Raw genomic sequence first — 23876 nt, 5'->3', positions numbered from 1 at the left:
ATGCGCCGGATTGTCGGGTTCAGCCTGAAATTCCGCGCCTTGGTGGTGGCCATCGCGGTGGCAATGATGGCGTTCGGCGGCGTCCAGCTCAGCACGGCCTCGGTGGACGTCTTTCCCGAATTTGCCCCGCCGAAGGTGGAAATCCAGACCATCGCCATCGGCCTCACCGCTGCCGAGGTGGAGCAGCTGGTGACCGTTCCGCTCGAAGACGCCCTCAACGGCGTCGAGGGCCTGGACGAGATCCGCTCCAAATCCGTGGAGCAGCTGTCCTCGATCGTGCTCATTTTCGCCCCGGGGGCGGACCTGCTCAAGGCCCGCCAGCTCGTCTCGGAGCGGATCGCCACCGTCACGCCGTCGCTCCCAACCTGGGCGGCTCCGCCGGTGATGCTGCAGCCGCTTTCGTCCACCAGCCGGGTCATGAAGATCGGTCTGACATCGGATCAGCGCTCGCTCATGGAAATGTCCATGATCACCTACTGGAAGATCCGCGCCCACCTGCTGCGTGTCCCCGGTGTGGCCAACATAGCCATCTGGGGTGAGCGCCTGCAGATGCTGCAGGTGCAGGCGATTCCGGAGAAGCTGAAGGCCAACGATGTCAGCCTGAACCAGGTCATGGAAGTGACCGCCAACGCCCTTGACGCGGGCCTGTTGCAGTATTCACCGGGGTCCGTCATCGGCACCGGCGGCCACATTGAGACGCCCAACCAGCGGCTCAACATCCAGCACGTGCTGCCGATCACCACCCCGAAGGATCTTGCGGAGATCACCATCGAGGAGAAGAACGGGAAGCCGCTCCGCCTTGGTGACGTGGCCAACGTGGTGGAGGACCATCAGCCGCTCATTGGCGACGCCGTGATCAACCAGGGCGAAGGGCTGATGCTCATCGTTGAGAAACTTCCGTGGGGCAACACCCTGGAAGTCACCAGGGGCGTTGAGGCGGCCCTGCAGCAGATGGAGCCGGGACTCAGCGGCATCACCGTTGATACAGAGATCTTCCGGCCGGCTACCTTCATCGAGGAATCCCTGAACAACCTCAGCCGCGCGCTGATGCTGGGCTGCATCCTCGTGGTCCTGGTGCTGGGTGCGTTCCTCTTCCAGTGGCGGACGGCGCTGATCAGCCTGATCGCCATCCCGCTCTCGCTGGTGACGGCGGCCTCCGTCCTCTACCTCACTGGAGCATCGGTGAACACCATGGTCCTGGCGGGGCTGGTGATTGCCGTCGGGGTGGTGGTGGATGATGCGATTATCGACATCGAGAACATCATCCGAAGACTCCGGCAGCACCGGGCGGAGGGCGGGACGCGGTCCACGGCCTCGGTGGTCCTGGAAGCCTCGCTTGAGGTCCGCGGGCCGATCATCTACGCCACGCTGATCATCATCGCCGCGGCGGTGCCAATCTTCTTCCTCCAGGGACTGACAGGGGCCTTCTTCAGGCCGCTGGCCATCTCCTACACCCTGGCGGTGCTGGCATCGATGCTCGTGGCACTGACCGTCACACCCGCGCTGGCCCTGATCTTCATGCGGAAAGTTCCGCTGAAGGAGCAGGAACCGCCCCTGGTGCGTGTACTGAAACGCGGCTACCGCGCTGTCCTGAGCAAGATGGTGAGGCGGCCCGTGGCGGGGTACGCGACCTTCGGGGCCATGGCGGCCATCGGTGCCGTCACAGCACCGCTGCTTGGGCAGTCGCTGTTGCCTGACTTCAAGGAACGCGACTTCCTGATGCACTGGCTGACCCAGCCCGGCACGTCGGTGTCGGAGGAGTACCGCGTCAGCCAGAAGGCCTGCGAGGAACTGCTCACGATTCCGGGCGTCCGGAACTGCGGCTCGCACATCGGGCAGGCCTTCAACGCCGACGAGGTCGTGGGCGTGTACTTCGGTGAGAACTGGATCAGCATCGACCCCGCAGTGGATTATGACAAGACACTGAAGTCCATCCATGAAGTTGTGGATGGCTATCCCGGGATCGTGCGCGACGTCCAGACCTACCTGAAGGAGAGAATCCGTGAGGTTCTCACCGGCGCCAGCAACGCCGTCGTGGTCCGGCTTTACGGGGACGATCTTGCGCTGCTGCGTTCAAAGGCGGCGGAAATCCATTCCATCTTTGACGCGACGGAAGGGGCCATTGACGTCCAGACGGCGCTGCAGAAGGATATTCCGCAGCTCAATATCGAGGTTGACCTGGCAAAAGCCCAGAGCTACGGGCTGAAGCCGGGCGACGTCCGGCGGGCCGCGGCAACGATGGTGGCGGGTGAAGAAGTCGGCGACGTTTACCGGGGCGGCAAGGCGTACGACGTCCAGGTCTGGAGCCCGCCGGAGGTGCGTTCCGATATCAGCGCCATCCGGAACCTCCCCATCGATACGCCGAGCGGGCGCAAGATCCTGTTGTCCGATGTGGCGAGCGTCCAGGTCAAGCCGACGCCGAACGTCATCCAGCGCGACTCACACTCCAGACGGATTGACATCCAGGCCAACGTAAAGGAAGGCCAGCTGGCACCCGTAGTTACGGCCATGGAGGAAGGGCTGAAAAAAGTTGAGCTGCCTCCGGGCTTCCGCACGCAGATACTGGGTGAGTTCCAGGAGCGCCAGGCTGCGACCAACACCCTGCTGACACTCGCCGTTGGGGCGCTGGCCGTGATCTACCTGCTCCTGCAGGTGGCCTTCGGGAGCTGGCGGCTGGCGACGCTGGTGATCCTCACGCTCCCGATTGCCCTGGTGGGCGGAGTGTTCGCCGCCTTCATTGGCGGAGGCGTGCTGTCGCTGGGGTCCATTGTGGGCTTCCTGACGGTCATGGGCATCGCGGCCAGAAACGGCATCCTGCTCGTCAACCACTGCCAGCACCTGGAGAAATATGAGGGTGAAAAGTTCGGTCCCGAACTGGTGCTGCGGGGCGCCGGGGAACGGCTCTCGCCGATCCTCATGACCACGCTGGCCACGGGGCTTGCCCTGGTGCCGCTGGTGGTCCTGGGGAACATCCCCGGCCATGAGATTGAACATCCCATGGCCCTGGTGATCCTTGGCGGGCTGGTGACGTCCACGCTGCTCAACCTGTTCGTGGTCCCGTCGCTGTACTTGAGGTTCGCCAAGCCGAGGGCCAGCCGGAACCAGGCACCGCCGGAGCCCGTACTGGCTAACGCCTAGCCACGGCCCGCAAGTCCGGCCGCCGCCCACGCCCCGCCACCCGCGGGAACGTGGGCGGCGGTGGCGCGGGGACGGAATGCGTACCGGTTCCCGCCCGCCGGCGCCGCAGTTCCAGTGCCAGGCTTTCCTGCCCACGGGCCATCGCCCAGCGGTGGTTTGCCTCGAAGCCGGGCTTCAGCAGCCAGCTGAGCCGCCTCAGCAGCGGCTTGGTGGCACTGACCCGCCAGTCATAGGTGATCTCCACTTCCGGACCGTCCTGCTCAAACGTCCACCGCCCGGTCCCGTCCAAGTCTCCCGTTGCCCGGATTGCGAAGCCGCTGGCGGTGATCGGTTCCGTGACGGTCAGCGTCCAGAGGAGGGTGTAAGGGAGCCAGCCCTTGGTATGGAGCCTGGCCATCCGCCCCACACCGTTCTCCTTGCCCGGATGGATGAGGTCAACCCTGAGGTATACGGACGGCCACCACCTGGCCAGCCCGACGGGGTCGCCCAGGAGCTCGGCGACGTCGTCCGTGGTCCCGGCCACCCGCCAGACAGTGAAGAAGGCGTAGTCCGTGCTCCTGGTGCCCTTGGCGTTCATGTGTGCCTCCTGCCCGCGAAAACATCTGCAACCATTCAAGCGCGTGCCGCCCGTCCGCCATAGACTGCTGGCGTAAGTCACCACGCCCAAATTGAGGAGTAGCGATGAACTACAGCGGAAGCCAGTATGAGAAGGCCGTGACGGCGGGGGAGCTTGACCGCAGCCACGTCGGCCACACGGTGAGCTTTCAGCCGAACGATTTCACCGTGGTGTTCGGCAGGATCGCCGGAATCGCCCGCACCGATGCCCAGGTGTACCTGAGCCTGGAAGGGGTCGGCGGCGGGACTCATCTGAAGGATGAGTACGACCTGCCCGTGGCGCACGAGGTATTCGTGCAGCTGGATCCGCTGAGCAGCGCAGGGAAGACCATCTCGGATGCGGAGCGGGTCATCAAGGAGAAGCTGGACGAGATCAAAAAGAACCTCCTCGACCGGGAACAGAAGTCCGGCCCGGAGTAACAGCCCAGCTGTTCGCGCAGACAGCGAAGAACCCCGCTGCACCGGAGTGCAGCGGGGTTCTTCTAGGCAACCGCTCCGTATATGGGGGAACACGGAGCGTCCCTGTCAAAACTAATGGAAAGCCTGCTTAGGTTTCAAATCGGCGCCACTTTTTCCCAAGCCCGCGGCGGTACTATCCAGCTACCGTCGCCGTAACGGGTCTCTTGGATCTACGGCCTCGGTAGGCGGCCCGCTCTACGAACCGGGGAATGAGCGGGCCGCCGCCCCGGGGGCTGTACCAGCCACTACGGTCCAGGTTCGCCCGTGGTACATCACGAGCTTTACCCCTTTTCGCTCATCGAACAGCAGGGATACCGGCTTTTCCAGTTTCTGGTGCCTGCAGTTCCGCTCCGGCGGTGTTTTCATCCGGCTGTTCGGATACATTGGCGCCACCGTTGAATGCCGCGAGCATGGCATCGCGGTCGAACTGGCCTTCCCATTTCGACACCACGAACGTCGCCACGCAGTTGCCCAGCAGGTTGACCGCCACACGCATTGAGTCCATAAGCCGGTCAGCGCCCAGCAGCAGCGCGACGCCCGCAACGGGGAAGATGCCCAGCGCCCCGGCCGTTGCCGAGAGGGCAAGGAAGGCAGAGCCGGGAACGCCGGCCATGCCCTTGGAGGTCAGCATGAGAATGCCTAGGGCTGCCAGTTGCTGCCCGAGGTCAAGGCTGTGTCCGAATGCCTGGGCGAGGAACAGCAGTGAAATGGACAGGTACAGCGCTGCACCGTCCAGGTTGAAGGAGTAGCCGGTTGGCACCACCAGTCCCGTGGTTGCGCGGGAGCAGCCCGCATTTGTCAGCTTGGCCATGATGCGCGGAAGCACCGATTCTGTGGAGGCAGTCCCGAGTGCAAGAAGGAACTCTTCGCGTGAGTACTTGATGAATTGCCACAACGGGACCCGCGGGTAGACCCACGCCACGATGAACAGGAGGCCGATGAAAACAAGTGCGGACCCGTAGCAGGCGGCAATCAGGAGGGCGTAGGTACTCAAGGAGCTGAGCCCGTACTGGCCGATGATGAAGGCCATCGCACCGAAGGCACCAACCGGGGCAACCCGCATCACCCAGGTCATGATCTTGAAGAACAGTTCGAGGGTGGTCTCCATCAGCTCAATGACGGGTTTGCACTTTTCCCGGCCGACGACCACGATGGCCGCCCCGAAGAATACGGAGAAACACAACACCTGAAGCAACGTGTTGGACGCAAATGCTCCAACGACGCTCGTGGGGATGATTCCCAGAAGGAATTGTCCCGCGTCCTTGGGTGGTGCCGTGGCGGTCTTCGCGCTGAGGGCGTCCTGGGAGAGGCTGGCCGGGTCGATGTTCAGGCCGGCGCCCGGCTGAACAACATTGGCCACAACAAGCCCGAACGCCAACGCGAAGAGTGTGGCCGCAGTGAAGTAAACCAGCGCTTTGACGCCCACCCGGCCGACGGACTTCACATCGCCTACGGCCGATATTCCGGTGACGATCACCAGGAAGATCAGCGGAGCGATGATCATCTTGATGAGTTGGATAAAACCGTCACCGAGCGGCCGCAGCGCGGAGCCGACATTGGGCCAGAAGAAGCCGATGGCAATTCCAAGCACGACCGCCACCAGGATTTGGATGAACAAGGACTTGTACAGGGGTCTGTTCGGAGCGGGGAGTGCAGCTGGGGATACAGGTGACGGGATCTTCATGGTGGCGCCTATCTGTGTGAGGCCAGGAATGATTGGCTGAGGTCACAGATGACGCTATGTGCGGCTTGTTTCAGCCGTGCTACGCAGCAGCGGCAGCCGCGTAAACAATGGAAGCTCAGTTCCACAAAGCGGAAAATGCGCAGAGAAGTACCGATAGTGTGGCGGACCCGAGCTAGCTGACGCGGCGATAGCGGATGTGGGTGGCCAGCGGGGAGTGAAGCACCTCGGCAGGTTCGAAGCCGAAGGATTCAACCCCGTCGAAGATGCGCTCGCCCGAACCGAGCAGGACCGGTGCGATGTCGAGGGTGAGTTCGTCGATCACGCCGGCGATCAGTGCCTGCCGGACGGTCGAGGCCCCGCCGGCGATGTCCACGCCCTTGTCCCCGGCGGCCTGGCATGCTGCGGAGTAGGCGGCGTCGAAGCCCTCGGTGATGAAGTGGAAGGTCGTCCCGCCGTCCATCTGGATCGGGTCATGTCCGTGATGGGTCAGCACGAACACCGGCGCGTGGTACGGCGGTTCGGCTCCCCACCACCCCCTCCATTCCTCATCCCAGTCCCCGCGGATCGGGCCGAACATGTTGCGACCCATCACATACGCGCCCCGCGGGCGCATGAGCCACTCGTTCGCGACCTCGTCGGCATTGTTTGCCCGCGCATCGCCGATGTGCCAGCCGTGCAGCTCCAGCCCCCGCTTGCCCAGGGGGTCCTCCCGGCTCTGGTCCGGCCCGGCAACGAAGCCGTCCAGCGAGATCGACATGTGGCAGGTGGTATCCGGCATCGCGAACCTCCGAGTGATTGCGACTTGCATGCAGTGTGCGGATCGTAGCACGTGCTGGCATCCCCGCCGACGGATACGACGTGGGCGAGAAAATCTTGTATTCGCTGGACACCTTGGAGATGAAGAAAGACCCCGGTTCCCTCTGTTACAAGGGAACCGGGGCCTTTCTCATTGGCGGTGACGGTGGGATTTGAACCCACGTTGGCTTTTACACCAAACAACATTTCGAGTGTTGCACCTTCGGCCGCTCGGACACGTCACCAACCTGAATAGGGTACCGGAGCAAGGCCCGCATCCCCAAAACGGCATACTTTTTGCCCGCGGCACAGTCCGCTGCCCAGCGTTCGGAGCGGGCACGCCGGGACGCATGTTCCCGGAAATCGTGGCCGGGCACTAGATTCATAAGCAAGATGAGTACTTCCCAGCAGCACACCAAAGCAACCGCATATTGGACCGTGGGCCCCAGCCGGGGTGAACTCCGCAGCGAGGAGCTGCCTGTCCCGGGCCCGGACGAGGCGCTGGTGCGCTCGCTCTACTCGGGCATCAGCAAGGGCACCGAACTCGTGGTCCACCAGGCCGCCGTTCCCCCCTGCGTCGCCGAAGAGATGCGCGCGCCGCACCAGGAAGGCTCCTTCCCGTCGCCGGTCAAGTTCGGCTACCTGTCCGTGGGCGTGGTGGAGCGGGGTCCGGATGACTGGGTGGGGCAAACGGTGTTTTGCCTGCATCCGCACCAGGACCGCTACGTGGTGCCGGTGTCCGCGCTCACCCGCGTTCCGGACGGCGTTCCTCCCCGCCGCGCGGTCCTCACCGGCACCGTGGAAACGGCCGTGAACGCGCTGTGGGAGGCGGGGCCGAGGCTGGGCGACCGCGTCGCCGTGATCGGCGCCGGGCTGGTGGGCGGCATGGTGGCTACGCTGCTGCGCACGTTCCCCCTCTCGCGGCTCCAGCTGGTCGACCTCGACCCCGACCGCAAGAACCTCGCCGACGCGCTGGGCGTGGACTTCGCGCATCCGGACGACGCCCTGCCGGACTGCGACATCGTGTTCCACTGCTCCGCATCCGAAGGCGGGCTGGAACGCAGCCTGAAACTCGTGGGGGACGAGGGCGACATCATCGAGATGTCCTGGTACGCCGACCGGAAAATCACCATCCCGCTCGGCGAGGACTTCCATGCCCGCAGGCTGTCCATCCGGGCCAGCCAGGTGGGCGCCGTGGCACGCGCCCGCCGGCACCGCCGGACCAACGCCGACCGGCTGGAGCTCGCCGTGTCCCTGCTGGCGGATCCGGTGTTCGAGGCCTTCCTCACAGGTGCCTCCGCGTTCGCCGAGATGCCCGGCGTGGTCCAGGACCTGGCCGGCGGCCGGCTCGAGGCGCTCTGCCATGTGATTGAGTATCCCGCCACTGATGATCCCCTGACTGAAGACCACCAGATCCCAACGACCGAAACAGCGAGGTAACCATTGTTCAGCCTGACCGTCCGCCGCCACTTCATGATCGCCCACAGCCTTCCCCGAGAGGCGTTCGGGCCTGCCCAGGGCCTGCACGGGGCCACCTTCGTGGCGGAGGTGACGTTCCGCCGTCGTGCGCTCAACGAGGATGCCATCGTGCTGGACATCGGCGCCGCCGGCAGCATGATCGAGGAGGTGCTCGCCGGGCTCAACTACCGCAACCTGGACGACCACCCGGACTTCGCCGGGAAATTGAGCACCACCGAGGCGCTGGCGCAGTACATTGCCGGCGCCGTATCGGAGCGCCTGCGGGAGGACAGGGACGGCCGGGAACTCGCCGGCCTGGACGTCACCCTGCGCGAAAACCCCGACGCCTGGGCGAGCTATACCCTCGAGTTCCAAGCCACCGAGTTCCGCCGCGATTAAGGCCGCCATGCTGCCCCCGCCAGCCATCCGGCTCCTGGTTCCCGCGAACATCCGCCATAACTCCGGCGGCAACGTCTACAACGCCGCGCTGGCGCAAGGTCTGGAGCAACTGGGTGCCGGGGTAAGCATCGAGCCGGTCGCCGGGGACTGGCCGGTGGGCAGCAAGGAAGAACGACGGCGGCTGGCCGGCTTGCTCGGTTCAGGAACCGCTGCAGGGGGCCAGGCCGGGGTGCCGACCAACACCGTCACGATCGTTGACGGTCTGGTGGCCTCCGGCGCCCCCGACGCGATGGAGGCGGCCGCCGCCGGCGGCCACGCGCCGTGGGTCCTGCTGCACATGCCCCTGGACGAGCACCCGGAACTGGAAGCCCGGGCACTCCGGGCGGCTGCCGGCGTGATCTGCACCAGCGGTTCAGCCGCCGCCGAGATCAGCCGGCGGCACGGCCTGGCCGGTGTCCGCGCTGCGCTGCCCGGAACCGGTCGTGCCCGGGTGGCGGGCGGATCCGAGCCGCCGCGCCTGCTTGCCGTGGCGGCACTGCTGCCCAACAAGGACCAGCTTGTTCTCCTTGGTGCGCTGGCCCGGCTGCAGGATCTGGAGTGGACGGCAGCCCTCGTAGGGTCGGCTACGGCGGACCCCGACTACGCCCGCCAGGTCGCGGCGGCGGTCGACCGGCTCGGGCTGCGTCGCCGGGTGCAGCTGCCCGGCGAACTGACAGGCCAGGAGCTCGAGCAGCAGTGGCACGCCGCTGATCTGAGTCTGCTGGTCTCCAAGGTGGAGGCATTCGGCATGGCGGTCACCGAGTCTGTGGCCCGCGGGGTGCCCGTTATCGTCCGGGCCGGCACCGGCGCGGTGGAGGCGCTGGAACTGGGTGCAGAAGCTGCGCCAGGGCGTCCGGAAGGCGCAGCGCCCACCCTGCCTGGCGCCGTCGTCGAACTCGGTGCCGCCGGGGAGGATGATGGCGGGGATGTTGAGCCCGGGGAGGGGGACCCGGAGCCGCTGGCGGTCCTGCTGCGCAGCTGGCTCACGGACCCCGCCCTACGTGCCGAGTGGCGCCTGCGTGCCCTCGCCGGCCGGGAACTCCTGCCTGGCTGGGATGCCACTGCACGGCACGTGCTCGGCTATGTGGTGCCGGAATCATCGCAGGGCGGCCATTCCTCGCAACCGCCTGCTGATGGAGAATGAGGCATGACCAGCCACGTCCCGTCTGCCGCCACCCTGGAAACTGCCACGGCACTCACCCCGGAGCTGCTCCGCGCCTGGGCATGGCACCGGCAGGGCCTGGACGGCACGCTCGAAGGCCGCACGTCCCGGGAGGTGCTTGCCACGGCGGGCTGGGCGAGGTCCGTGGGCGGCGCCAATCCGTACCTGACCCTCTTTGCCCGCGCCGGAATCCGCCGCGACCAGGTGGACGCGGACGTCCGCGAGCTAAGGATCCACGAACTGCCCACCGCCCGCGGTTGCACTTACGTGCTGGGCCGGGAGGACTTCGACTGGGCGCTGAGCCTTGGCAAAAGCGCTGAAGAGGCTTTCCGCGTACTGGCCCGGCTCGGCGTGGACCGGGGCGAGATCACGCTGCTGGCGGAACAGATCCTGCACGTTCTCGGCGAAGCCGACAGTCCGCTCGACCCCAGGCAGCTGAAAGAGGAGCTCGGGGAATCGGTGCGAAACCTCGGCGAGGAAGGCAAGAAAAAGGGGGCCGCCACCACGCTGCCCACGGCGCTGGGGCTGTTGCAGGCAGCCGGCCGGGTCCGCCGCGTTCCGGTCAACGGGCGGCTGGACCAGCAGCGCTATGCCTACACGCCGTGGGGCCTGCCGCCCAGCCGGCTCGGCCCGGAGGGCGCCCGCGAGGAACTGATCCGCCGCTACCTTGGCTGGACGGGCGGCGCCACCATCAAGCAATTCCAGTGGTTCACCGGCTTCACCCTCACCGACACCAAGGCGGCGCTCGCCGCCGTCGGGGCCGTGGAGGTTCCCACCGCCGCCGGCGACGCGCTCTGGATGCTGCCGGCCGACGTCGAACGCCTCGCGGACTTCAGTCCGCCGGACGGGGAACAGATCCAGCTGCTGGCCGGCACCGATTCGCTCGTGCTGCACCGCCGGAATGCCGGTGACCTGTTTGCTGGTGAGGACCGGGACCGGAAGCTGCTGAACACCACCCTGGCGCTGCAGGCGGACCTGCCGGACCACCCCATCTTTGACCGCGGCACGATCATCGGACTCTGGCAGTATGATCCCGGCAGGGAAAGGATCGCCGCCTGGCTCTTTGCCGGCCGGACGCCCGCCGTCGAACAGCGCATCGCCGAGGTTGAGGCGTGGATCCGGGAGGACCTGGGCGACTTCCGCTCCTTCAGCCTGGATTCGCCGGCGTCCCGCCAGGAGCGGATCGACGCGCTCGACGCCGCCGCCGGCGTCTAACTGGCCGGCGTCTAACTGCCAGTGCGGTGGGCTGCGAAGAACTCCCGCAGCAGTATGCCGCATTCCTCCTCCTGCACGCCGGCGTAGACCTCCACCCGGTGGTTCAGGCGGCGCTCGCGCAGAATGTCGAACACTGAGCCCGCCGCCCCGGCCTTCTCGTCCCAGGCCCCGAACACCACGCGGTGGATCCGGGCCAGAACGATCGCCCCGGCACACATGGCGCACGGTTCCAGAGTCACCACCAGCGTGCAGTCCTCCAGCCGCCAGCCGTCGCCGCTGCCGCCGTCGAGCGCCGCGCGGTCCCGCAGCCGCGCGGCGGCTGTCCGGATGGCCACCACCTCGGCGTGCGCGGTGGGATCCCCCAGGGCCTCGCGCTCGTTGCGTCCGGTACCCAGGACCGTCCCGTCCGGACCGATCACGACGGCGCCAATCGGCACGTCCTCCGTTGCCAGGGCCCGCCGGGCTTCTTCGAGGGCAAGGCCCATCCATTCCAGGTGTTGCGGATCTGCCGGGGCCATGGGTCAATGATAGTTTCGAAGGATACTTAGCATCGGACACGCAAGCGCCGGGAGTAACGATGAAATCCCTGACTGAGCGGTACGGCAGGTGGCTGGGGCCCTACGCGGCCCTGTGGATCACCCTCGTCATCGGCGGTTTCCTGGTGGTGGTCCTGACGCTCCTCAGCGCCGAGGTATACAACAGCGTTGTGGACCAGGACGGCGTTTCCGGACTGGACAGGCCCGCCCTCCAGCTGGCCAAGGAATACCGGAACCCCGGACTCGACTCGGCTGTTACGGCCTTCACGAACATCGGCGGCGGCATTGGCATGCCCATCCTGGCGAGCCTGCTGGTGGCCTGGCTGATCTATGTCAGCCGCAGCTGGCGGCCGCTCATCCTGGTGGGCGGCGCGGCGGCAGTCTCCGTCACCGCCACCAGCGTAGGCAAGACGCTGCTGGGCCGGACCCGTCCTGACCACATCGACGCCGTTCCGCCGTTCGAATTCTCGCCGTCATTCCCCAGCGGGCACACGCTGAACACCACCGTGGTGATCGGCATCGTGGTGTACCTGGTGTGCCTGGAGTTCCGGAAGACCTCGGCGCGGACGTGGGTGATCATCGCGGGGGCGGTGTTCATCATCGCCATGGGACTGAGCCGCGTGTTCCTGGGCCACCACTGGCTGACAGACGTGATGGCAGCCTGGCTGATCGGGGCGGCCTGGGTAGGTGTGGTGATCCTGGCCCACAGACTGTTCCATGTCGTCCGCCGGCGGGAGCACGCTGGCCCCGCGCCCACGTTCGAGCACCCGGCCCATCTGAAGGACAGCAAAGCCGAGCAGGCGGAGCGCCTCCAGGGGACCCCCGATGCCGGGGGAGGAACCGGAAACCGGGGCGGGTAGCCAAGGCCCGGGTGATAGTTTTGACCCATGCGCACACTCGTCGTGGACCATCCGCTGGTCGCCCACAAGCTCACCGTCCTGCGGGATAAGAACACCTCCTCGCCGGTCTTCCGCCAGCTCACCGAGGAACTGGTCACGCTCCTCGCCTACGAGGCCACACGCGACGTCCGCACCCAGCCGGTCACCATCGAAACCCCGGTCGCCACCACGGTCGGCACCGCGTTCACCAAGCCCACGCCGCTGGTGGTCCCCATCCTCCGTGCCGGGCTGGGCATGCTCGAGGGCATGACCAAGCTGGTCCCCACCGCCGAAGTGGGTTTCCTGGGCATGGCCCGCGACGAGGAAACCCTGGACATCATCACCTACGCAGAGCGCCTGCCGGACAACCTTTCCGGCCGCCAGATATTCGTCCTGGACCCGATGCTGGCCACCGGCGGCACGTTGCGTGAGGCCATCAAGTTCCTGTTCAAGCGCGGCGCCGCTGATGTCACCTGCATCTGCCTGCTGGCAGCTCCGGAAGGCCTGGCCAAGCTGGAGGAGGAACTCAAGGGCGCCAACGTCACCATCGTCCTTGCCTCCATCGACGAGAAGCTGAACGAGAAGGCCTACATCGTGCCGGGCCTGGGTGACGCCGGCGACAGGCTCTACGGCATCGCCGGGTAGGCCTGCGCGCCTGCGTCCCGCGCGCCTCGAACCGGCGGCGGGACCAAAGTCCGGCACCGCCAACCTCGCGCGCAGCAAAGTTCACCGGCGGAGGCCTTCCGGAACGCAGGGCGCCCCGGCTAGCGTGTGCAGCATGGACTGGAAACTTGAACTTGTCTTCGTACCCGTGTCCGATGTGGACCGCGCCAAGGATTTCTACGTCAACAAGGTCGGTTTCAACGCCGACTATGATGAGCGGCCCATGGACGGCATCCGCTTCGTCCAGCTGACCCCGCCTGGATCAGGCTGCTCGATCGCCATCGGGGAAGGCCTCAACGAGGCTCCTCCGGGCACGGCGCCCAGCCTTCAGCTGGTGGTGAGCGACATCAACGCCGCCCACAGCCAGCTCAAGGCGAACGGCGTGGACGTCAGCGACGTGGACATCCAGGACTGGGGCCACTTCGTCTACTTCGCCGACCCGGACGGCAACAAGTGGGCGGTACAGTACCTCCCCAACCGGCCGAACGGCTGAGTTCCGAAGTCCGCGTTTGCCGCGAGGATAGTGCAGGATGGAAGCCATGAGCCATCCTGCCGAATCCGCCACCATCACGCTGACAGCCCGAGCCGTCCTGTTCGACATGGACGGCACCCTGGTGGATTCCACGGCCATCGTGGAGCGCGTGTGGACAGAATTTGCGGGACGCTACGGCCTTGATATCGCGGAAATCCTCCGCACCTCCCATGGCGTGCAGGCTCTGGATACGGTCCGCCGCTTCGCTCCGGAGGGTGCCGACATCTACGCCCTGGCCGCCGAGCTGGGACACATGGAACTGACCGAGACCGAGGGCATCGTGGCCGTTCCGGGTGCGCTGCAGCTGCTCGACCTCCTGCCGGCCGGCGCCGTGGCACTGGTGACCTCGGCGTCGCGCGACCTCGCCGCAGTCCGGATGGCGGCGGCAGGGGTGGCGATGCCGGCGGCGGTTGTCACTTCCGAGGACGTGTCCCGCGGCAAGCCGCATCCCGAGGGCTACCTGCTCGGCGCGTCCCTGCTCGGGGCCGCCCCCTCGGAGGCGGTTGTGTTCGAGGACGCTCCCGCCGGCATCGCAGCAGGAGTCGCGGCCGGCATCCGGACCGTCGCGGTGGGCCCGAACACCGGCATCCTTCCCGACGGCGTGCTGCACATTCCTGACTACACCGGCGTTTCCGCGTCGGTGGAGACCGGTGAGGACGGGCTCCCGGTGATCTCCCTGCGGCTGTAGGCCGCCTGAATGTCTACGGGCCGGACGGCCCGGACCCGTCAGGACAGGTCGTACACCGTGGCGCCGCCGATGGTTCCGGCCTGGAAGTTGGCAGCCACCCACTCCGAGATGCGCGCCGCCGCGTCGGACCCGGTTTCACCCTGCATCATGCTTCCGCCGATGAAGTAGTGGATCTGGCCGTCCGCCACGAGCTGCTGGAACTCCTCCAGTGTGGGGGCGGGATCGGTCCCGTTGAATCCTCCAACGGCCATGACCGGAAGTTCGGCGGCAAGCTGGTAGCCTGCCGCGTTGTTGGAACCCACGACGGCGGCGGCCCAGGTGTAGTTTGCCGCGTCGGTCTGGAGTGCGGTCACCAGGGCGTCCGACGGCGTGCTGGTGCCCAGGAGGCCGCCCATTCCACCGCCGCCTCGGCCGGCGAATCCGCCCGGTGCCCGGGTGCCGGAATTGGCCGTGCCCGGGTTCGCGGGCGTGCCCGGTCCGGCGAGGTTGCCCTGCCGGCCAAAGTTGCCCAGCCCGGCCAGGTTGCCCCGGGCTCCCGTCGCGGCTGGCCCGGCGCTGACAATCGCACCGGAATGGGCGGTTGCCGCGGTGTTCATGGAGTAGGCCAGCGGCGCGGCGAGGGCCGCCGCAACGGCGACGGCCGCCGTCGTACACTGCAACGCCCTGCCGGGTCCGCCGCCGCGTGCGGGCGGGACCAGCAGCAGGACCACGGCCAACAGCGCGGCGATCAGCACTGTCCAGCGGAGCCACGGGAGGTAGGCAGGGGAACGGCCCAGCAGCTGGAAGGCCATGGTGCCGGCTGCCGCCACCGCTGCGGCGAGCGGTACCGCCGCAGCCGGAAGCCCCCGGCGCTGCCAGAGCAGGACGCCGCCCAGCCCGGCCAGGCCTGCGATTCCCGGCGCCAGGGCCACCATGTAGTACGGGTGGATGATGCCGGCCATGAAGCTGAATGTCAGACCGGTGACCACCACCCACAGGCCCCAGACCACCACGGAGGCCCGGACGGCGTCGGTCCGCGGTGCCCGCCTGCCGATCCACAGCAGGGCGCCTCCGAGGACCAGGACTGACGGCAGGAGCCAGGCGATCTGCCCGCCGAACTCGGTGTTGAAGAGCCGCAGCAGGCCCGGAGTTCCCCAGCCGTTCCCGCCGCCGACGCTGCCGGTCTCGTCGCCGTTGAGCCGGCCCAGGCCGTTGTACCCGAACGTAAGTTCCAGGATGGAGTTCGTCTGCGAGCCGCCGATATAGGGCCGGTTTTCCGCGGGGATAAGCTCGACGGCGGCCAGCCACCACCCGGCTGAGACCACCAGGGCGGCCCCGGCACCCGCTAGGTGCAGCAGGCGCTTCCCGAAGCGGACCGGGGCAGCGAGCAAGTATGCCGCTGCCAGTCCCGGCACCACCAGCAGGACCTGCAGCTGCTTGGTCAGGAACCCGAAGCCCAGGAACACACCCGACAGCAGGAGCCAGCGGAAGCGCGCGTCTTGGATGGAGCGCAGCACCGCATAGGCGGCCGCCGTCATGAGCAGCACCAGCAGCGCGTCGGGGTTGTTGAAGCGGAACATCAGGGTGGCTACCGGCGTCAGGGCCATCACCGCTCCGGCCAGCAGGCCGCCGAGGTGGGCCAGCCGGTCGTCGCCGGTGGCGGGCCTGGCGGCGCGGCGCACTGACAAATAGAGCAGCCATGCCGTGGCCACGCCCATCAGAGCCTGGGGCACCAGGATGCTCCACGAATTCAGTCCAAACAGGCGAACGGAGAGGCCAGTAATCCAGAGGGCGGCCGGCGGTTTGTCCACCGTGATGGCGTTGGCGGAATCGGACGAACCGAAGAACCACGCCGTCCAGTCCTGGGACCCGGCCTGGGCCGCCGCTGAGTAGAAGGCATTGGCCCAGCCGGAGGCGCCCAGGTTCCACAGGTACAGGACGGCCGTGCCCAGCAGGAGTCCGGCAACTTCCAGCCGGGGCCGCAGCCTCTCCCGGGGCTGCCGCTTCAGTCGCTGTTGCAGCGGAGTCCGTGGCTGCCGCCGGGTTGGCTTTCCGGTGGGTGATTGCTGCGCAGGGCCGTGGTTCTGGGGTCCGGCCGCAGAACGTGGAATGGTGTTGGTCATGATTGCCTAGGTGGTCAGCTTGTAGACGGTGGAGTTGCCCACGGTCTGGGCTTCGAAGTTGGCGGCAACCCAGGTGGCCACCTCGGAGTTTCCTCCGCGTCCGCCGCCTCCGCCCATCCCGCCGCCGGAGATGAAGTAGCCGATCTCGCCGTTGGCCACCATCTCCTGGAACTGCGCGAGCGTGGGGTAGGGGTCGCCGCCGTTCCAGCCGCCGAGGGCAATCACGTTGGTGCCCGTGGCGAGTTCCAGGCTGGCTGCCTGGCTGGCGCCGGAAACAATCCCGGACCACTTCGCGGTGCTGGCCTTGAGCAGCGCGGTGAGTTCGGAGTTCGCCGTGCCCGCGCCGTCCGCCAGCCCCGAGCCGGAGGTGCCCGGGCCGGAGGTGCCCGGGCCGGAAAAGCCGGCGCGTCCTCCCTGCCCGCCTGGTCCGCCCATCGCGGAGGCGGTGGGGCCCGACGTCGGAATCGACCCGGAGTGGGGCTGGGCTGCCGTGGCGAAGGTCCAGGCCGTGCTGCCCAGCCCGCCGGCCAGCAGCGAAACCGCCACCACGGTAGCCGTTGCCGTCCTGCGGAGCCGGGCGGGAACAGCCTGGAGCGAGTCGAGCCGGAGCAGCAATGCGACGGCGGCCAGCACGCCAAGGATCACCACCGCCACCCTGATCCAGGGCAGCCACGTGGCGTCGCGTCCCAGGAGCGCCGCGGACCAGGCCGACCCCGCCAGGACCGTGGCGGCCAGGGTAATCCGCGCAGGCCAGTAAGCACGGCCCCGCCATAGCTCCACGGCACCGATGCCCACCAGTGCGGCGATCGCCGGCGCCAGCGCAACAGCGTAGTACGGGTGGACGGTGCCGCTCATAAAGCTCAGGATCCCGGCGGTGACCAGCAGCCAGCCGCCCCAGAGGACCAGCGCCGCGCGCGTCCGGGACGTGCGTGCCTCGCGGCGGGTGAACCACAGGCCGGCACCGAGCAGGATCAGTGCCGACGGAAGCAGCCATGACACCTCACCGCCGAAGCTGGTCCCGAACATCCGGGTGATCCCCGCGGCTCCGCCGAAGCCGACATTCCCGCCCATGCCGCCGCCACCGCCGGGCATGCCTCCGCCCATGCCGCCTTCGGATCCGGTGATGCGGCCGAGGCCGTTGTAGCCGAAGGTCAGTTCCAGGAAGCTGTTGGTCTCGGACCCGGCCATGTAGGGCCTGGCTGAGGCAGGCGTGAGCTGGAACAGGGCGATGTAACTGCCGGCCACCAGCACGATGCCGCCTGCCGCGGCGAGCAGGTGCAGGAAACGCCGGCCGAGGCTCGTGGGGGCAGCCCAGAGGTAGGCCAGTGCGAGGCCGGGAACGATCAGGAAGCCCTGGAGCATCTTCGTCAGGAATGCCAGGCCGATGACTGCACCGGCGGCGGCAAGCCACTTCCAGCCAGCCTTTTCAACGGCACGGGTGGTCAGATAGGCGGCCAGCACCAGGCACAGGGTGAGCAGTGCGTCAGGGTTGTTGAACCGGAACATCAGCGCGGCCACCGGAGTCACCGCCAGCACGCCGCCTGCGAGCAGTCCCGCCGCGGGGCCGGATGTGCGCCTGACCGTGAGGTAAAGGAGTCCGACGGCGGCCACGCCCATGAGTGCCTGCGGCAGCAGCATGGTCAGCGGCGAGAAGCCGAAGACCCGGCCCACGAGGGCAGGAATCCACAGCGCCGCCGGGGGCTTGTCGACGGTGATCGCGTTTCCGGAGTCGAGGGAGCCGAACAGCAGCGCCGTCCAGTCCTTGGTGCCCGCCTGGATGGCGGCGGCGTAAAAGGAGTTGGCGTACCCCGTGGCTTCAAGGTTCCACAGGTACAGCACGGCGGTGAACGCCAGCAGCGCCGCCGCCGACGGCCGGATCCAGCTGGGCTGGTTTCCCAGCAGGAGCCGGGATGCCCTGCCGGTGCGGCGGATCCGCTCCGGGGTGACTTTGGGCTCACCAGGTGCGGCCGGCGCGGAGTGCGCGGCGTTCGCCGGCCCGGGCTCTTGCGGCTGGTCGGTCGTCCGGTGTGGGGGAGTGGCAGTGGTGCTCATGACTGTGCCATTTCTGTGGTCGGGGCGGATGCCTGCGGGAGGGATGGCTCGGAAACGGCAGGATCTGCGGAAGCGTTGGTGGGGGAAGCGGCAGGATCTGCGGAAGCGTTGGGGACTGGCCGCCGTCGGAAGACCCACAGCCGGAACAGCAGGAACTTCACCGCGGTGGCCGCGAGGTTCGCGGCGGTGACGGTTGCCAGCTCAAGCCAGCGGTCCGGCGTCGTGCCTCCCGGCAATGCGCCGCTGTGCACCAGGGCGAGCGCGCCGGACGTGAGGGCCAGCCCGATTCCGAAAACCAGCAGCCCTTCGAAGTGGTGCCGGGCAACATCGCCGTTGCCGGCGATGCCGAACGTGAAGCGCCGGTTCGCGGCGGTGTTGGCCACGGCCGTGGTGAGGAGGGCCAGCAGGTTGGCAAGCTGGGCGTCCATCAGGTTGCGGCAGAGGTAGAAGAGGACCAGGTACGCCAGGGTGGATGCCACGCCGATGGTGCCGAACCGCACCAGCTGGCCGAACAGGCTGCCGCCCGGACTTTGCTCCTGGCTGCGTGATGCGGCGGGGAGCGGGCCGCGGGCCAGGGCTGCGCGGAGTTCGGCGATCGGGATGCGGCCGGTGACCATGTCCTTGCTGAGCCGTGCCATGCCGCGGACATCGGCAAGGGCGGTCTGGACGATGTCCACGCTGGAGTTGGGGTCGTCGGTCCAGTCCACCGGCACCTCGTGGACCCGCAGGCCGCAGCGTTCGGCAAGGACCAGGAGCTCGGTGTCGAAGAACCAGGCGGTGTCCACGGTGTGCGGGACGATCTGCTGGGCGATGTCGGCCCGGATGGCCTTGAAACCGCACTGCGCATCGCTGAAGTGGGCGCCCATCAGGGACTGGAGCATGAAGTTGTAGCTGCGCGAGATGAATTCGCGCTTCGGCCCGCGGACCACCCGCGAGTTGCGGGTCAGCCGCGTGCCGATGGCCAGGTCCGAGTGGCCAGAGATGAGTGGTGCCAGGAGCGGACCCAGTGCGGCCAGGTCGGTGGAGAGGTCCACGTCCATGTAGGCCAGGACGGGTGACGGCGAGGCCAGCCAGACTTTGCGCAGGGCGTTGCCGCGGCCCTTCTCCTCGAGGTGTACCACGGTGACCTCACGGAGTTCCCGGGCCACCCGCTCGGCGGCCTTGAGCGTGCCGTCGGTGCTCGCGTTGTCCGCAACGGTGATGCGGAACGAGTGCGGGAACGTACCGCGCAGGTAGGCGTGCAGCCGGCGCAGGCACTCCTCCAGGTCGCGTTCTTCGTTGTAGACCGGGATGGTCACGTCCAGGACCGGGACCGCGGTGGCGGTGTCGATGGGCGACCGCCGCGCGTGCCTGATGAGGGTCTGCGCCGGGGCATGTCCGGCCGCACCGGCTCCCTGGAGCGCGTGCGGCTGGGTGAGCAGCGGTGCGTGCGGCTGGTTTCCGGAGGCCTGGTCAGTGATGGTCATGCATCAACAGTGGCGGCCCCTGTTATGAGGGTTTTAGGGCGAAGCTGTGCGGGGGCTGTGGAAGTGGCTTCTGCACCAAATTTGCCCAGCGCCGGAACTGCCGGGACGCCGAAGGGCTCCTGATCCTGGCGGATCAGGAGCCCTCAGGGCAGCCTAAAGACTCGGGGAAGCCCATAGAACTAGGTAGCAGCACAGGGCGTTCCCAGCCGTGGGAACGCCCTGTGCTGCTACTCAGTTGGGTTGGAGGTGCAGAAATGCTCGCCGTCAGCCGGTTCGGCCGCGGCAACCTGTCAGTACCAGTTGTGGGCCAGGTGCCAGTTCAGCGCGCCGCACGGGGAGTCGTAGCGCTCCTTGATGTAGTCCAGGCCCCAGTTGATCTGGGTGCGGTAGTTGGTGCGGTAGTCCGCCCCGGCGCTCGCCATCTTCTCGGCGGGCAGCGACTGGACGATGCCGTACGCGCCGCTGCTGGCGTTGGTGGCCGTGGTGCGCCATTCCGATTCCTTGGTCCAGAGCCGCTTCAGGCACTGCATCTGGTCTGCGGACCAGCCAAAGGAGCCAAGCTTGCTGGCCGCGTAGGCCTGAGCGCCGGCGGGATCGTTCAAGGCAACAGGGGCCGCGGCCTTGGCCCTGGCGGCGGCGGCAGCCTTGGCAGCGGCGGCCTTGGCAGCAGCAGCCTGGGTGGCGGCAGCCTGGGCCTTGGCAACTGCGGCGGCGTTGGCCGCGGCAGCATTCTTAGCAGCGGCTGCCTTGGCAGCGGCGGCTTTCGCGGCGGCAGTCTTGGCGGCGGCAGCCTTGGCAGCGGCAGCCTTCGTTGCCGCCGCAGCCGTGGCCGCGGACTCCTTGGCGGCCGACTGCGGAGCGATGGACGCCGCGGACGGGGCGGGGAGGGCGGAGATCAGCGTCTTGTCGAAGCTCAGCGTCTGCCCCGCGTCGGCGGTGGCCGCGGACGTCGCGGAGGCGGACGGCGTAGCCTGATCGGCCGCGTGGCCGGCGGCGCCGACACCAACGAGCACGGCGGCGGCGGTGGTCAGGACAGCTGCCCGGCGCCCGAAGGACGGAAGGCCTGCGGCGAAACGGCCAAATGCACTCTTAGGCTGGGCAGGCTCGGCGCGGTGACGGGAAATCTTGCTGTCGGACTGCTTGGAGGCGCGTTCAGGGCGCGCCTGAGTCTTAAATTCAGACATGGTGGATTGCCTCTCAACACCTGCGGAGTTAGCTGTCGGGTTCGGATGAGGTCATCCGGCCGCACGGAAAATTCACGTGTCGGCTTCACCCCAAGGGCTGATGCGGAAAGCCCGGGACTCTGGTTCCCCCGCCTCTGCCTGATCTAGCGGAATCCGGGAAGCGGCAGAGCTGGGCGTCAATCCGGACATGCGGTCCTAGTGGCGGCCGCACGCTATCGACGGTACAGGAGGCTTTTGATTAAGTCACATTTAGGTAACGGACATCACGACGCCGGCGCGGCGCCTTGCGTGGGCAGGCGGACGGCAAATTCCGTCCGGCCAGGCCGGGACGTGACCTCCACTGTGCCGCCGTGCGCCGCCACAATGGACTGCACGATGGACAGGCCCAGGCCGCTGGTTCCCTCGGCCGACGCGACCCCCGGTTCTCCCCGTGAAGCCGCGGTATGGAGGGCCGTTCCCGCGGTTCCGCTGCCGGCAGCAGAACCCGTAGCCGCTGCGGCTGCCGGCGCCAGGGACGACTGCACCGGCGTCGCCCGTGACGCGTCTGCGCGGGCGAAGCGCGCGAACACTTTGTCCACGAACTCAGGCGGGATGCCAGCGCCGTCGTCCGTGACCGTAATCACAGCGCTGCCGTCGGCCGACCGCATCACGCCGGTGGTCACCGTGGTGCCGGGCGGGGTGTGCTTGCGGGCATTGGAGAGCAGGTTCACCAGGACCTGGTGCAGCTGTGAGGCATCGCCCCGGACTGACACGGGTTCCTCCGGAAGATCGAGGTGCCACGCCCGGTCCGGCGCCATGACTTTTTCGTCGCTGACGGTCTCGATGACGAGCTGCGTGAGGTCGACGTCGCTGAGCTTGAGTGGCTGGCCCTCGTCGAGCCGGGCAAGCAGCAGAAGGTCCTCCACCAGGGCGGTCATGCGCTCCGACTGGCTCTGCACTCGTGCAAGGGACCGCTGGCCGTCCGGGGTGAACTTTTCGGTCATGCGCATCAGCTCGGTGTAACCGCGGATGGCGGTGAGCGGCGTCCGGAGCTCGTGGGAGGCATCCGCCACGAACTGCCGCACCTTCATTTCGCTTTCCTGCCGCGCTTCCAGCGCGTTGGAGACGTTGTCCAGCATCTGGTTCAGGGCGTGCCCCACGCTGCCCACTTCGGTTCCGGGATGGGCGTTCGACGGCGGGACACGGACGGCGAGTGCCACCTCACCGGCGTCCAGCGGCAGGCGCGACACCTGGGTGGCCACCTCGGAGAGCTGCTCCAGCGGTTTCATGGTGCGGCGGATGAGCACCGTCCCGGCCAGGCCGATCAGCACGAGTCCGCCCAGCGAGACAATCGTGATGGTCCAGACGAGCGAGGTCAGGGTGTTCTGCTTTTCCGCCAGGGGGAGCCCGGTGACGATGACGTCCCCATAGGGGGTCTGCGTGGCAATCAGGCGGTAGGCGCCGGACGAAAGCGTGCGGTCAACCGGGGCACCGTCGGTGCGCAGGCCCAGGAGGAGCTGGTTGTCCCCCGACGACAGCGAGGAGCGGGTGGCATCGGTGGCCAGGAAGCCCGCGCTGCTGACATTGCCGTTCTCAATCCGGGCGATGAGGGTGCCGACTCTTTGGCCCCGCGCGTCCAGGGGATCAGGCCTTCCGCTGGGGTTGCCAATCGGAGGCCGGCCGAACTCACTTGAGCGGTGCGAGGCATCGCTGAGCTGCTTGTCCAACTGCTGGGTCAAGAATGAGTCCATGCTGGCGTAGCTGAACAGGCCGATGGCGCCGCAGATGGCCACGAGCAGTGCCATGGCCACCAGGACCAGGCGGGTGCGCAGATGCCAGGTACCCGGCTTCAGCCAGCTTCGGCGCTGGCTACGGACTGCGCCGGAAAGGTTTGCCACGGCCTACTCTGCCGGCTTGATGACGTAGCCCGCGCCGCGGACCGTATGGATCATCGGCGGATGGACGGCATCCACCTTCTTGCGCAGGTAGGAGATGTACAGTTCCACGATGTTGGCCTGGCCGCCAAAGTCGTAGTTCCACACCCGGTCCAGGATCTGGGCCTTGCTGACCACGCGCTTGGGGTTCTCCATGAGATAGCGCAACAGCTCGAACTGGGTGGCGGTCAGTTGCAGCTCGTCGCCGGCTCGGGTGACTTCGCGCGTGTCGAGGTTCAGGACCAGATCGCCCACCACGAGCTCAGCGGAATCCATGGCGGCAACGCCGGAGCGCTGGACCAGCCGGTGCAGGCGCAGCAGGACTTCCTCCATGCTGAACGGCTTGGTGACGTAGTCGTCCCCGCCCGCGGCGAGGCCCACGATGCGGTCCTGCACCGCGTCCTTGGCGGTGAGGAACAGGGCCGGGACTTCCGGTGCGAAGGCGCGGATCCTGCCCAGGAGCTCGACGCCGTCGAACCCGGGAAGCATCACGTCGAGCACCAGCACATCCGGGCGGAACTCCTTGGCGAGTTTCACGGCCTCGGGGCCGTCGGCAGCGACGGCGACCGACCAGCCGGCCATACGCAGGCCCATGCTCATGAGCTCGGAGAGGCTCGGTTCGTCGTCAACCACGAGGGCGCGGATGGGGGAGCCGTCCGGGTGGGTCAGATGGGGAAGGTTGTTGGTCATGGAGTGCGAAGTGGCCATGTGACAACTCTCCGTTCTGGTGTTTAGCCGCCGCTTTGGCAACCCTGTGCGCCAGCTGTGAATCCCAGCCTAGCGAGCTGAAAGACCCCCTGTGCGCATTTTTCAGGTCACAGCCATGGCTCTTGCGCCGCACAGGCCAAACACAGGAAGGCTTTCCAGTCTGGAACGGACACTTCCGCACCCTAAGGAG

20 protein-coding genes, 1 tRNA gene and 1 riboswitch are annotated in these 23876 nt (G+C 67.4%); of the genes, 10 read left to right on the top strand and 11 right to left on the bottom strand.

The features are described from left to right. Nucleotides 1–3138 carry an efflux RND transporter permease subunit gene (locus tag AC57BR_RS03435; protein ID WP_496358358.1) on the top strand — a complete coding sequence of 1046 codons (3138 nt, stop codon included), beginning with the start codon at nucleotides 1–3 and terminating at the stop codon, nucleotides 3136–3138. Here the strand turns inward: AC57BR_RS03435 and AC57BR_RS03430 are convergent. Beyond that, nucleotides 3128–3715, bottom strand: a complete 588-nt coding sequence (locus AC57BR_RS03430) for an SRPBCC family protein (RefSeq protein WP_496358357.1) — start codon at nucleotides 3713–3715, stop codon at nucleotides 3128–3130. The two genes, AC57BR_RS03435 and AC57BR_RS03430, sit on opposite strands and share 11 nt — an antisense overlap. Nucleotides 3716–3819: 104 nt before the next feature. On the opposite strand from AC57BR_RS03430, the gene AC57BR_RS03425 reads away from it, so the two are divergent. After that, the gene (locus AC57BR_RS03425) at nucleotides 3820–4173 is read left to right on the top strand and encodes a hypothetical protein (RefSeq protein WP_496358356.1); all 354 of its coding nucleotides are present in this window, start codon (nucleotides 3820–3822) and stop codon (nucleotides 4171–4173) included. Nucleotides 4174–4507: 334 nt separating this feature from the next. Here AC57BR_RS03425 and AC57BR_RS03420 read toward each other — a convergent pair whose 3' ends face one another. The 3 genes from AC57BR_RS03420 to AC57BR_RS03410 form a co-directional block, all read right to left on the bottom strand. Next, entirely contained in the window at nucleotides 4508–5896 is a 1389-nt protein-coding gene (locus AC57BR_RS03420) for a cation:dicarboxylate symporter family transporter (RefSeq protein WP_496358355.1), read from the bottom strand. A 172-nt stretch (nucleotides 5897–6068) separates the two neighbouring features. Continuing rightward, nucleotides 6069–6674, bottom strand: coding sequence for a dihydrofolate reductase family protein (locus AC57BR_RS03415; RefSeq protein WP_496358354.1), 606 nt, complete (start codon nucleotides 6672–6674; stop codon nucleotides 6069–6071). A 172-nt stretch (nucleotides 6675–6846) separates the two neighbouring features. Beyond that, nucleotides 6847–6936: transfer RNA gene (locus AC57BR_RS03410), tRNA-Ser, on the bottom strand. Between the two features lie 148 nt (nucleotides 6937–7084). Between AC57BR_RS03410 and AC57BR_RS03405 the strand changes: the two genes are divergently transcribed. The 4 genes from AC57BR_RS03405 to AC57BR_RS03390 are packed head-to-tail and all read left to right on the top strand — an operon-like array spanning nucleotide 7085 to nucleotide 10964. Further along, nucleotides 7085–8131 carry a zinc-dependent alcohol dehydrogenase gene (locus AC57BR_RS03405; RefSeq protein ID WP_496358353.1) on the top strand — a complete coding sequence of 349 codons (1047 nt, stop codon included), beginning with the start codon at nucleotides 7085–7087 and terminating at the stop codon, nucleotides 8129–8131. Nucleotides 8132–8134: 3 nt separating this feature from the next. Beyond that, nucleotides 8135–8548 (top strand): 6-pyruvoyl trahydropterin synthase family protein, encoded by a 414-nt coding sequence (locus tag AC57BR_RS03400; protein WP_496358352.1) that lies wholly within the window; start codon nucleotides 8135–8137, stop codon nucleotides 8546–8548. Between the two features lie 7 nt (nucleotides 8549–8555). Continuing rightward, the gene (locus tag AC57BR_RS03395) at nucleotides 8556–9731 is read left to right on the top strand and encodes a glycosyltransferase family 4 protein (RefSeq protein WP_496358351.1); all 1176 of its coding nucleotides are present in this window, start codon (nucleotides 8556–8558) and stop codon (nucleotides 9729–9731) included. Between the two features lie 3 nt (nucleotides 9732–9734). Further along, nucleotides 9735–10964 carry a DNA glycosylase AlkZ-like family protein gene (locus AC57BR_RS03390; RefSeq protein WP_496358350.1) on the top strand — a complete coding sequence of 410 codons (1230 nt, stop codon included), beginning with the start codon at nucleotides 9735–9737 and terminating at the stop codon, nucleotides 10962–10964. A gap of 11 nt (nucleotides 10965–10975) precedes the next feature. On the opposite strand, the gene AC57BR_RS03385 is transcribed toward AC57BR_RS03390, so the two are convergent. After that, the gene (locus AC57BR_RS03385; protein WP_496358349.1) at nucleotides 10976–11482 is read right to left on the bottom strand and encodes a nucleoside deaminase; all 507 of its coding nucleotides are present in this window, start codon (nucleotides 11480–11482) and stop codon (nucleotides 10976–10978) included. Nucleotides 11483–11541: 59 nt separating this feature from the next. Here AC57BR_RS03385 and AC57BR_RS03380 point away from each other — a divergent pair, with 59 nt between their 5' ends. From AC57BR_RS03380 to AC57BR_RS03365, 4 genes are all read left to right on the top strand, one after another. After that, entirely contained in the window at nucleotides 11542–12360 is an 819-nt protein-coding gene (locus tag AC57BR_RS03380; RefSeq protein WP_496358348.1) for a phosphatase PAP2 family protein, read from the top strand. Nucleotides 12361–12387: 27 nt separating this feature from the next. Beyond that, nucleotides 12388–13023, top strand: coding sequence for a uracil phosphoribosyltransferase (upp, locus tag AC57BR_RS03375; protein WP_314194759.1), 636 nt, complete (start codon nucleotides 12388–12390; stop codon nucleotides 13021–13023). A 133-nt stretch (nucleotides 13024–13156) separates the two neighbouring features. After that, nucleotides 13157–13534 carry a VOC family protein gene (locus AC57BR_RS03370; RefSeq protein ID WP_496358347.1) on the top strand — a complete coding sequence of 126 codons (378 nt, stop codon included), beginning with the start codon at nucleotides 13157–13159 and terminating at the stop codon, nucleotides 13532–13534. A gap of 46 nt (nucleotides 13535–13580) precedes the next feature. After that, nucleotides 13581–14261 carry an HAD-IA family hydrolase gene (locus tag AC57BR_RS03365; RefSeq protein ID WP_496358346.1) on the top strand — a complete coding sequence of 227 codons (681 nt, stop codon included), beginning with the start codon at nucleotides 13581–13583 and terminating at the stop codon, nucleotides 14259–14261. 38 nt (nucleotides 14262–14299) lie between these two features. Here AC57BR_RS03365 and AC57BR_RS03360 read toward each other — a convergent pair whose 3' ends face one another. The 6 genes from AC57BR_RS03360 to AC57BR_RS03335 form a co-directional block, all read right to left on the bottom strand. Continuing rightward, entirely contained in the window at nucleotides 14300–16363 is a 2064-nt protein-coding gene (locus AC57BR_RS03360; protein WP_496358345.1) for an ArnT family glycosyltransferase, read from the bottom strand. Between the two features lie 6 nt (nucleotides 16364–16369). Continuing rightward, nucleotides 16370–18415, bottom strand: a complete 2046-nt coding sequence (locus AC57BR_RS03355) for a glycosyltransferase family 39 protein (RefSeq protein ID WP_496358344.1) — start codon at nucleotides 18413–18415, stop codon at nucleotides 16370–16372. Continuing rightward, nucleotides 18412–19881: a bifunctional glycosyltransferase family 2/GtrA family protein gene (locus AC57BR_RS03350; protein ID WP_496358343.1), complete on the bottom strand. Its 1470-nt coding sequence runs from the start codon at nucleotides 19879–19881 to the stop codon at nucleotides 18412–18414. The genes AC57BR_RS03355 and AC57BR_RS03350 overlap by 4 nt, the downstream gene beginning before the upstream one ends. Before the next feature lie 290 nt (nucleotides 19882–20171). Further along, the gene (locus AC57BR_RS03345; protein ID WP_496358342.1) at nucleotides 20172–21065 is read right to left on the bottom strand and encodes an aggregation-promoting factor C-terminal-like domain-containing protein; all 894 of its coding nucleotides are present in this window, start codon (nucleotides 21063–21065) and stop codon (nucleotides 20172–20174) included. A 5-nt stretch (nucleotides 21066–21070) separates the two neighbouring features. Continuing rightward, nucleotides 21071–21234: riboswitch (cyclic di-AMP (ydaO/yuaA leader) on the bottom strand. 94 nt (nucleotides 21235–21328) lie between these two features. Continuing rightward, on the bottom strand, nucleotides 21329–22942 hold the full coding sequence (locus AC57BR_RS03340) for a sensor histidine kinase (RefSeq protein ID WP_496358341.1): 1614 nt from the start codon (nucleotides 22940–22942) through the stop codon (nucleotides 21329–21331). Nucleotides 22943–22945: 3 nt separating this feature from the next. Continuing rightward, nucleotides 22946–23686, bottom strand: a complete 741-nt coding sequence (locus AC57BR_RS03335; protein WP_496358340.1) for a response regulator transcription factor — start codon at nucleotides 23684–23686, stop codon at nucleotides 22946–22948. Nucleotides 23687–23876 lie beyond the last annotated feature (190 nt).

The organism is Arthrobacter sp. BGA-UO-ETr-C19, assembly GCF_059568005.1.
Note: the sequence above shows the minus strand (reverse complement) of the source record. Positions and strands in the feature narration are given on the sequence as shown.

Bases quoted from the DNA above. Each gene is read 5' to 3' on its own strand.
- AC57BR_RS03435 (WP_496358358.1), top strand. From the start codon at position 1: ATGCGCCGGATTGTCGGGTTCAGCCTGAAATTCCGCGCCTTGGTGGTG.
- AC57BR_RS03430 (WP_496358357.1), bottom strand. From the start codon at position 3,715: ATGAACGCCAAGGGCACCAGGAGCACGGACTACGCCTTCTTCACTGTC.
- AC57BR_RS03425 (WP_496358356.1), top strand. From the start codon at position 3,820: ATGAACTACAGCGGAAGCCAGTATGAGAAGGCCGTGACGGCGGGGGAG.
- AC57BR_RS03420 (WP_496358355.1), bottom strand. From the start codon at position 5,896: ATGAAGATCCCGTCACCTGTATCCCCAGCTGCACTCCCCGCTCCGAAC.
- AC57BR_RS03415 (WP_496358354.1), bottom strand. From the start codon at position 6,674: ATGCCGGATACCACCTGCCACATGTCGATCTCGCTGGACGGCTTCGTT.
- AC57BR_RS03405 (WP_496358353.1), top strand. From the start codon at position 7,085: ATGAGTACTTCCCAGCAGCACACCAAAGCAACCGCATATTGGACCGTG.
- AC57BR_RS03395 (WP_496358351.1), top strand. From the start codon at position 8,556: ATGCTGCCCCCGCCAGCCATCCGGCTCCTGGTTCCCGCGAACATCCGC.
- AC57BR_RS03390 (WP_496358350.1), top strand. From the start codon at position 9,735: ATGACCAGCCACGTCCCGTCTGCCGCCACCCTGGAAACTGCCACGGCA.
- AC57BR_RS03385 (WP_496358349.1), bottom strand. From the start codon at position 11,482: ATGGCCCCGGCAGATCCGCAACACCTGGAATGGATGGGCCTTGCCCTC.
- AC57BR_RS03380 (WP_496358348.1), top strand. From the start codon at position 11,542: ATGAAATCCCTGACTGAGCGGTACGGCAGGTGGCTGGGGCCCTACGCG.
- upp (WP_314194759.1), top strand. From the start codon at position 12,388: ATGCGCACACTCGTCGTGGACCATCCGCTGGTCGCCCACAAGCTCACC.
- AC57BR_RS03370 (WP_496358347.1), top strand. From the start codon at position 13,157: ATGGACTGGAAACTTGAACTTGTCTTCGTACCCGTGTCCGATGTGGAC.
- AC57BR_RS03365 (WP_496358346.1), top strand. From the start codon at position 13,581: ATGAGCCATCCTGCCGAATCCGCCACCATCACGCTGACAGCCCGAGCC.
- AC57BR_RS03360 (WP_496358345.1), bottom strand. From the start codon at position 16,363: ATGACCAACACCATTCCACGTTCTGCGGCCGGACCCCAGAACCACGGC.
- AC57BR_RS03355 (WP_496358344.1), bottom strand. From the start codon at position 18,415: ATGAGCACCACTGCCACTCCCCCACACCGGACGACCGACCAGCCGCAA.
- AC57BR_RS03350 (WP_496358343.1), bottom strand. From the start codon at position 19,881: ATGACCATCACTGACCAGGCCTCCGGAAACCAGCCGCACGCACCGCTG.
- AC57BR_RS03345 (WP_496358342.1), bottom strand. From the start codon at position 21,065: ATGTCTGAATTTAAGACTCAGGCGCGCCCTGAACGCGCCTCCAAGCAG.
- AC57BR_RS03335 (WP_496358340.1), bottom strand. From the start codon at position 23,686: ATGGCCACTTCGCACTCCATGACCAACAACCTTCCCCATCTGACCCAC.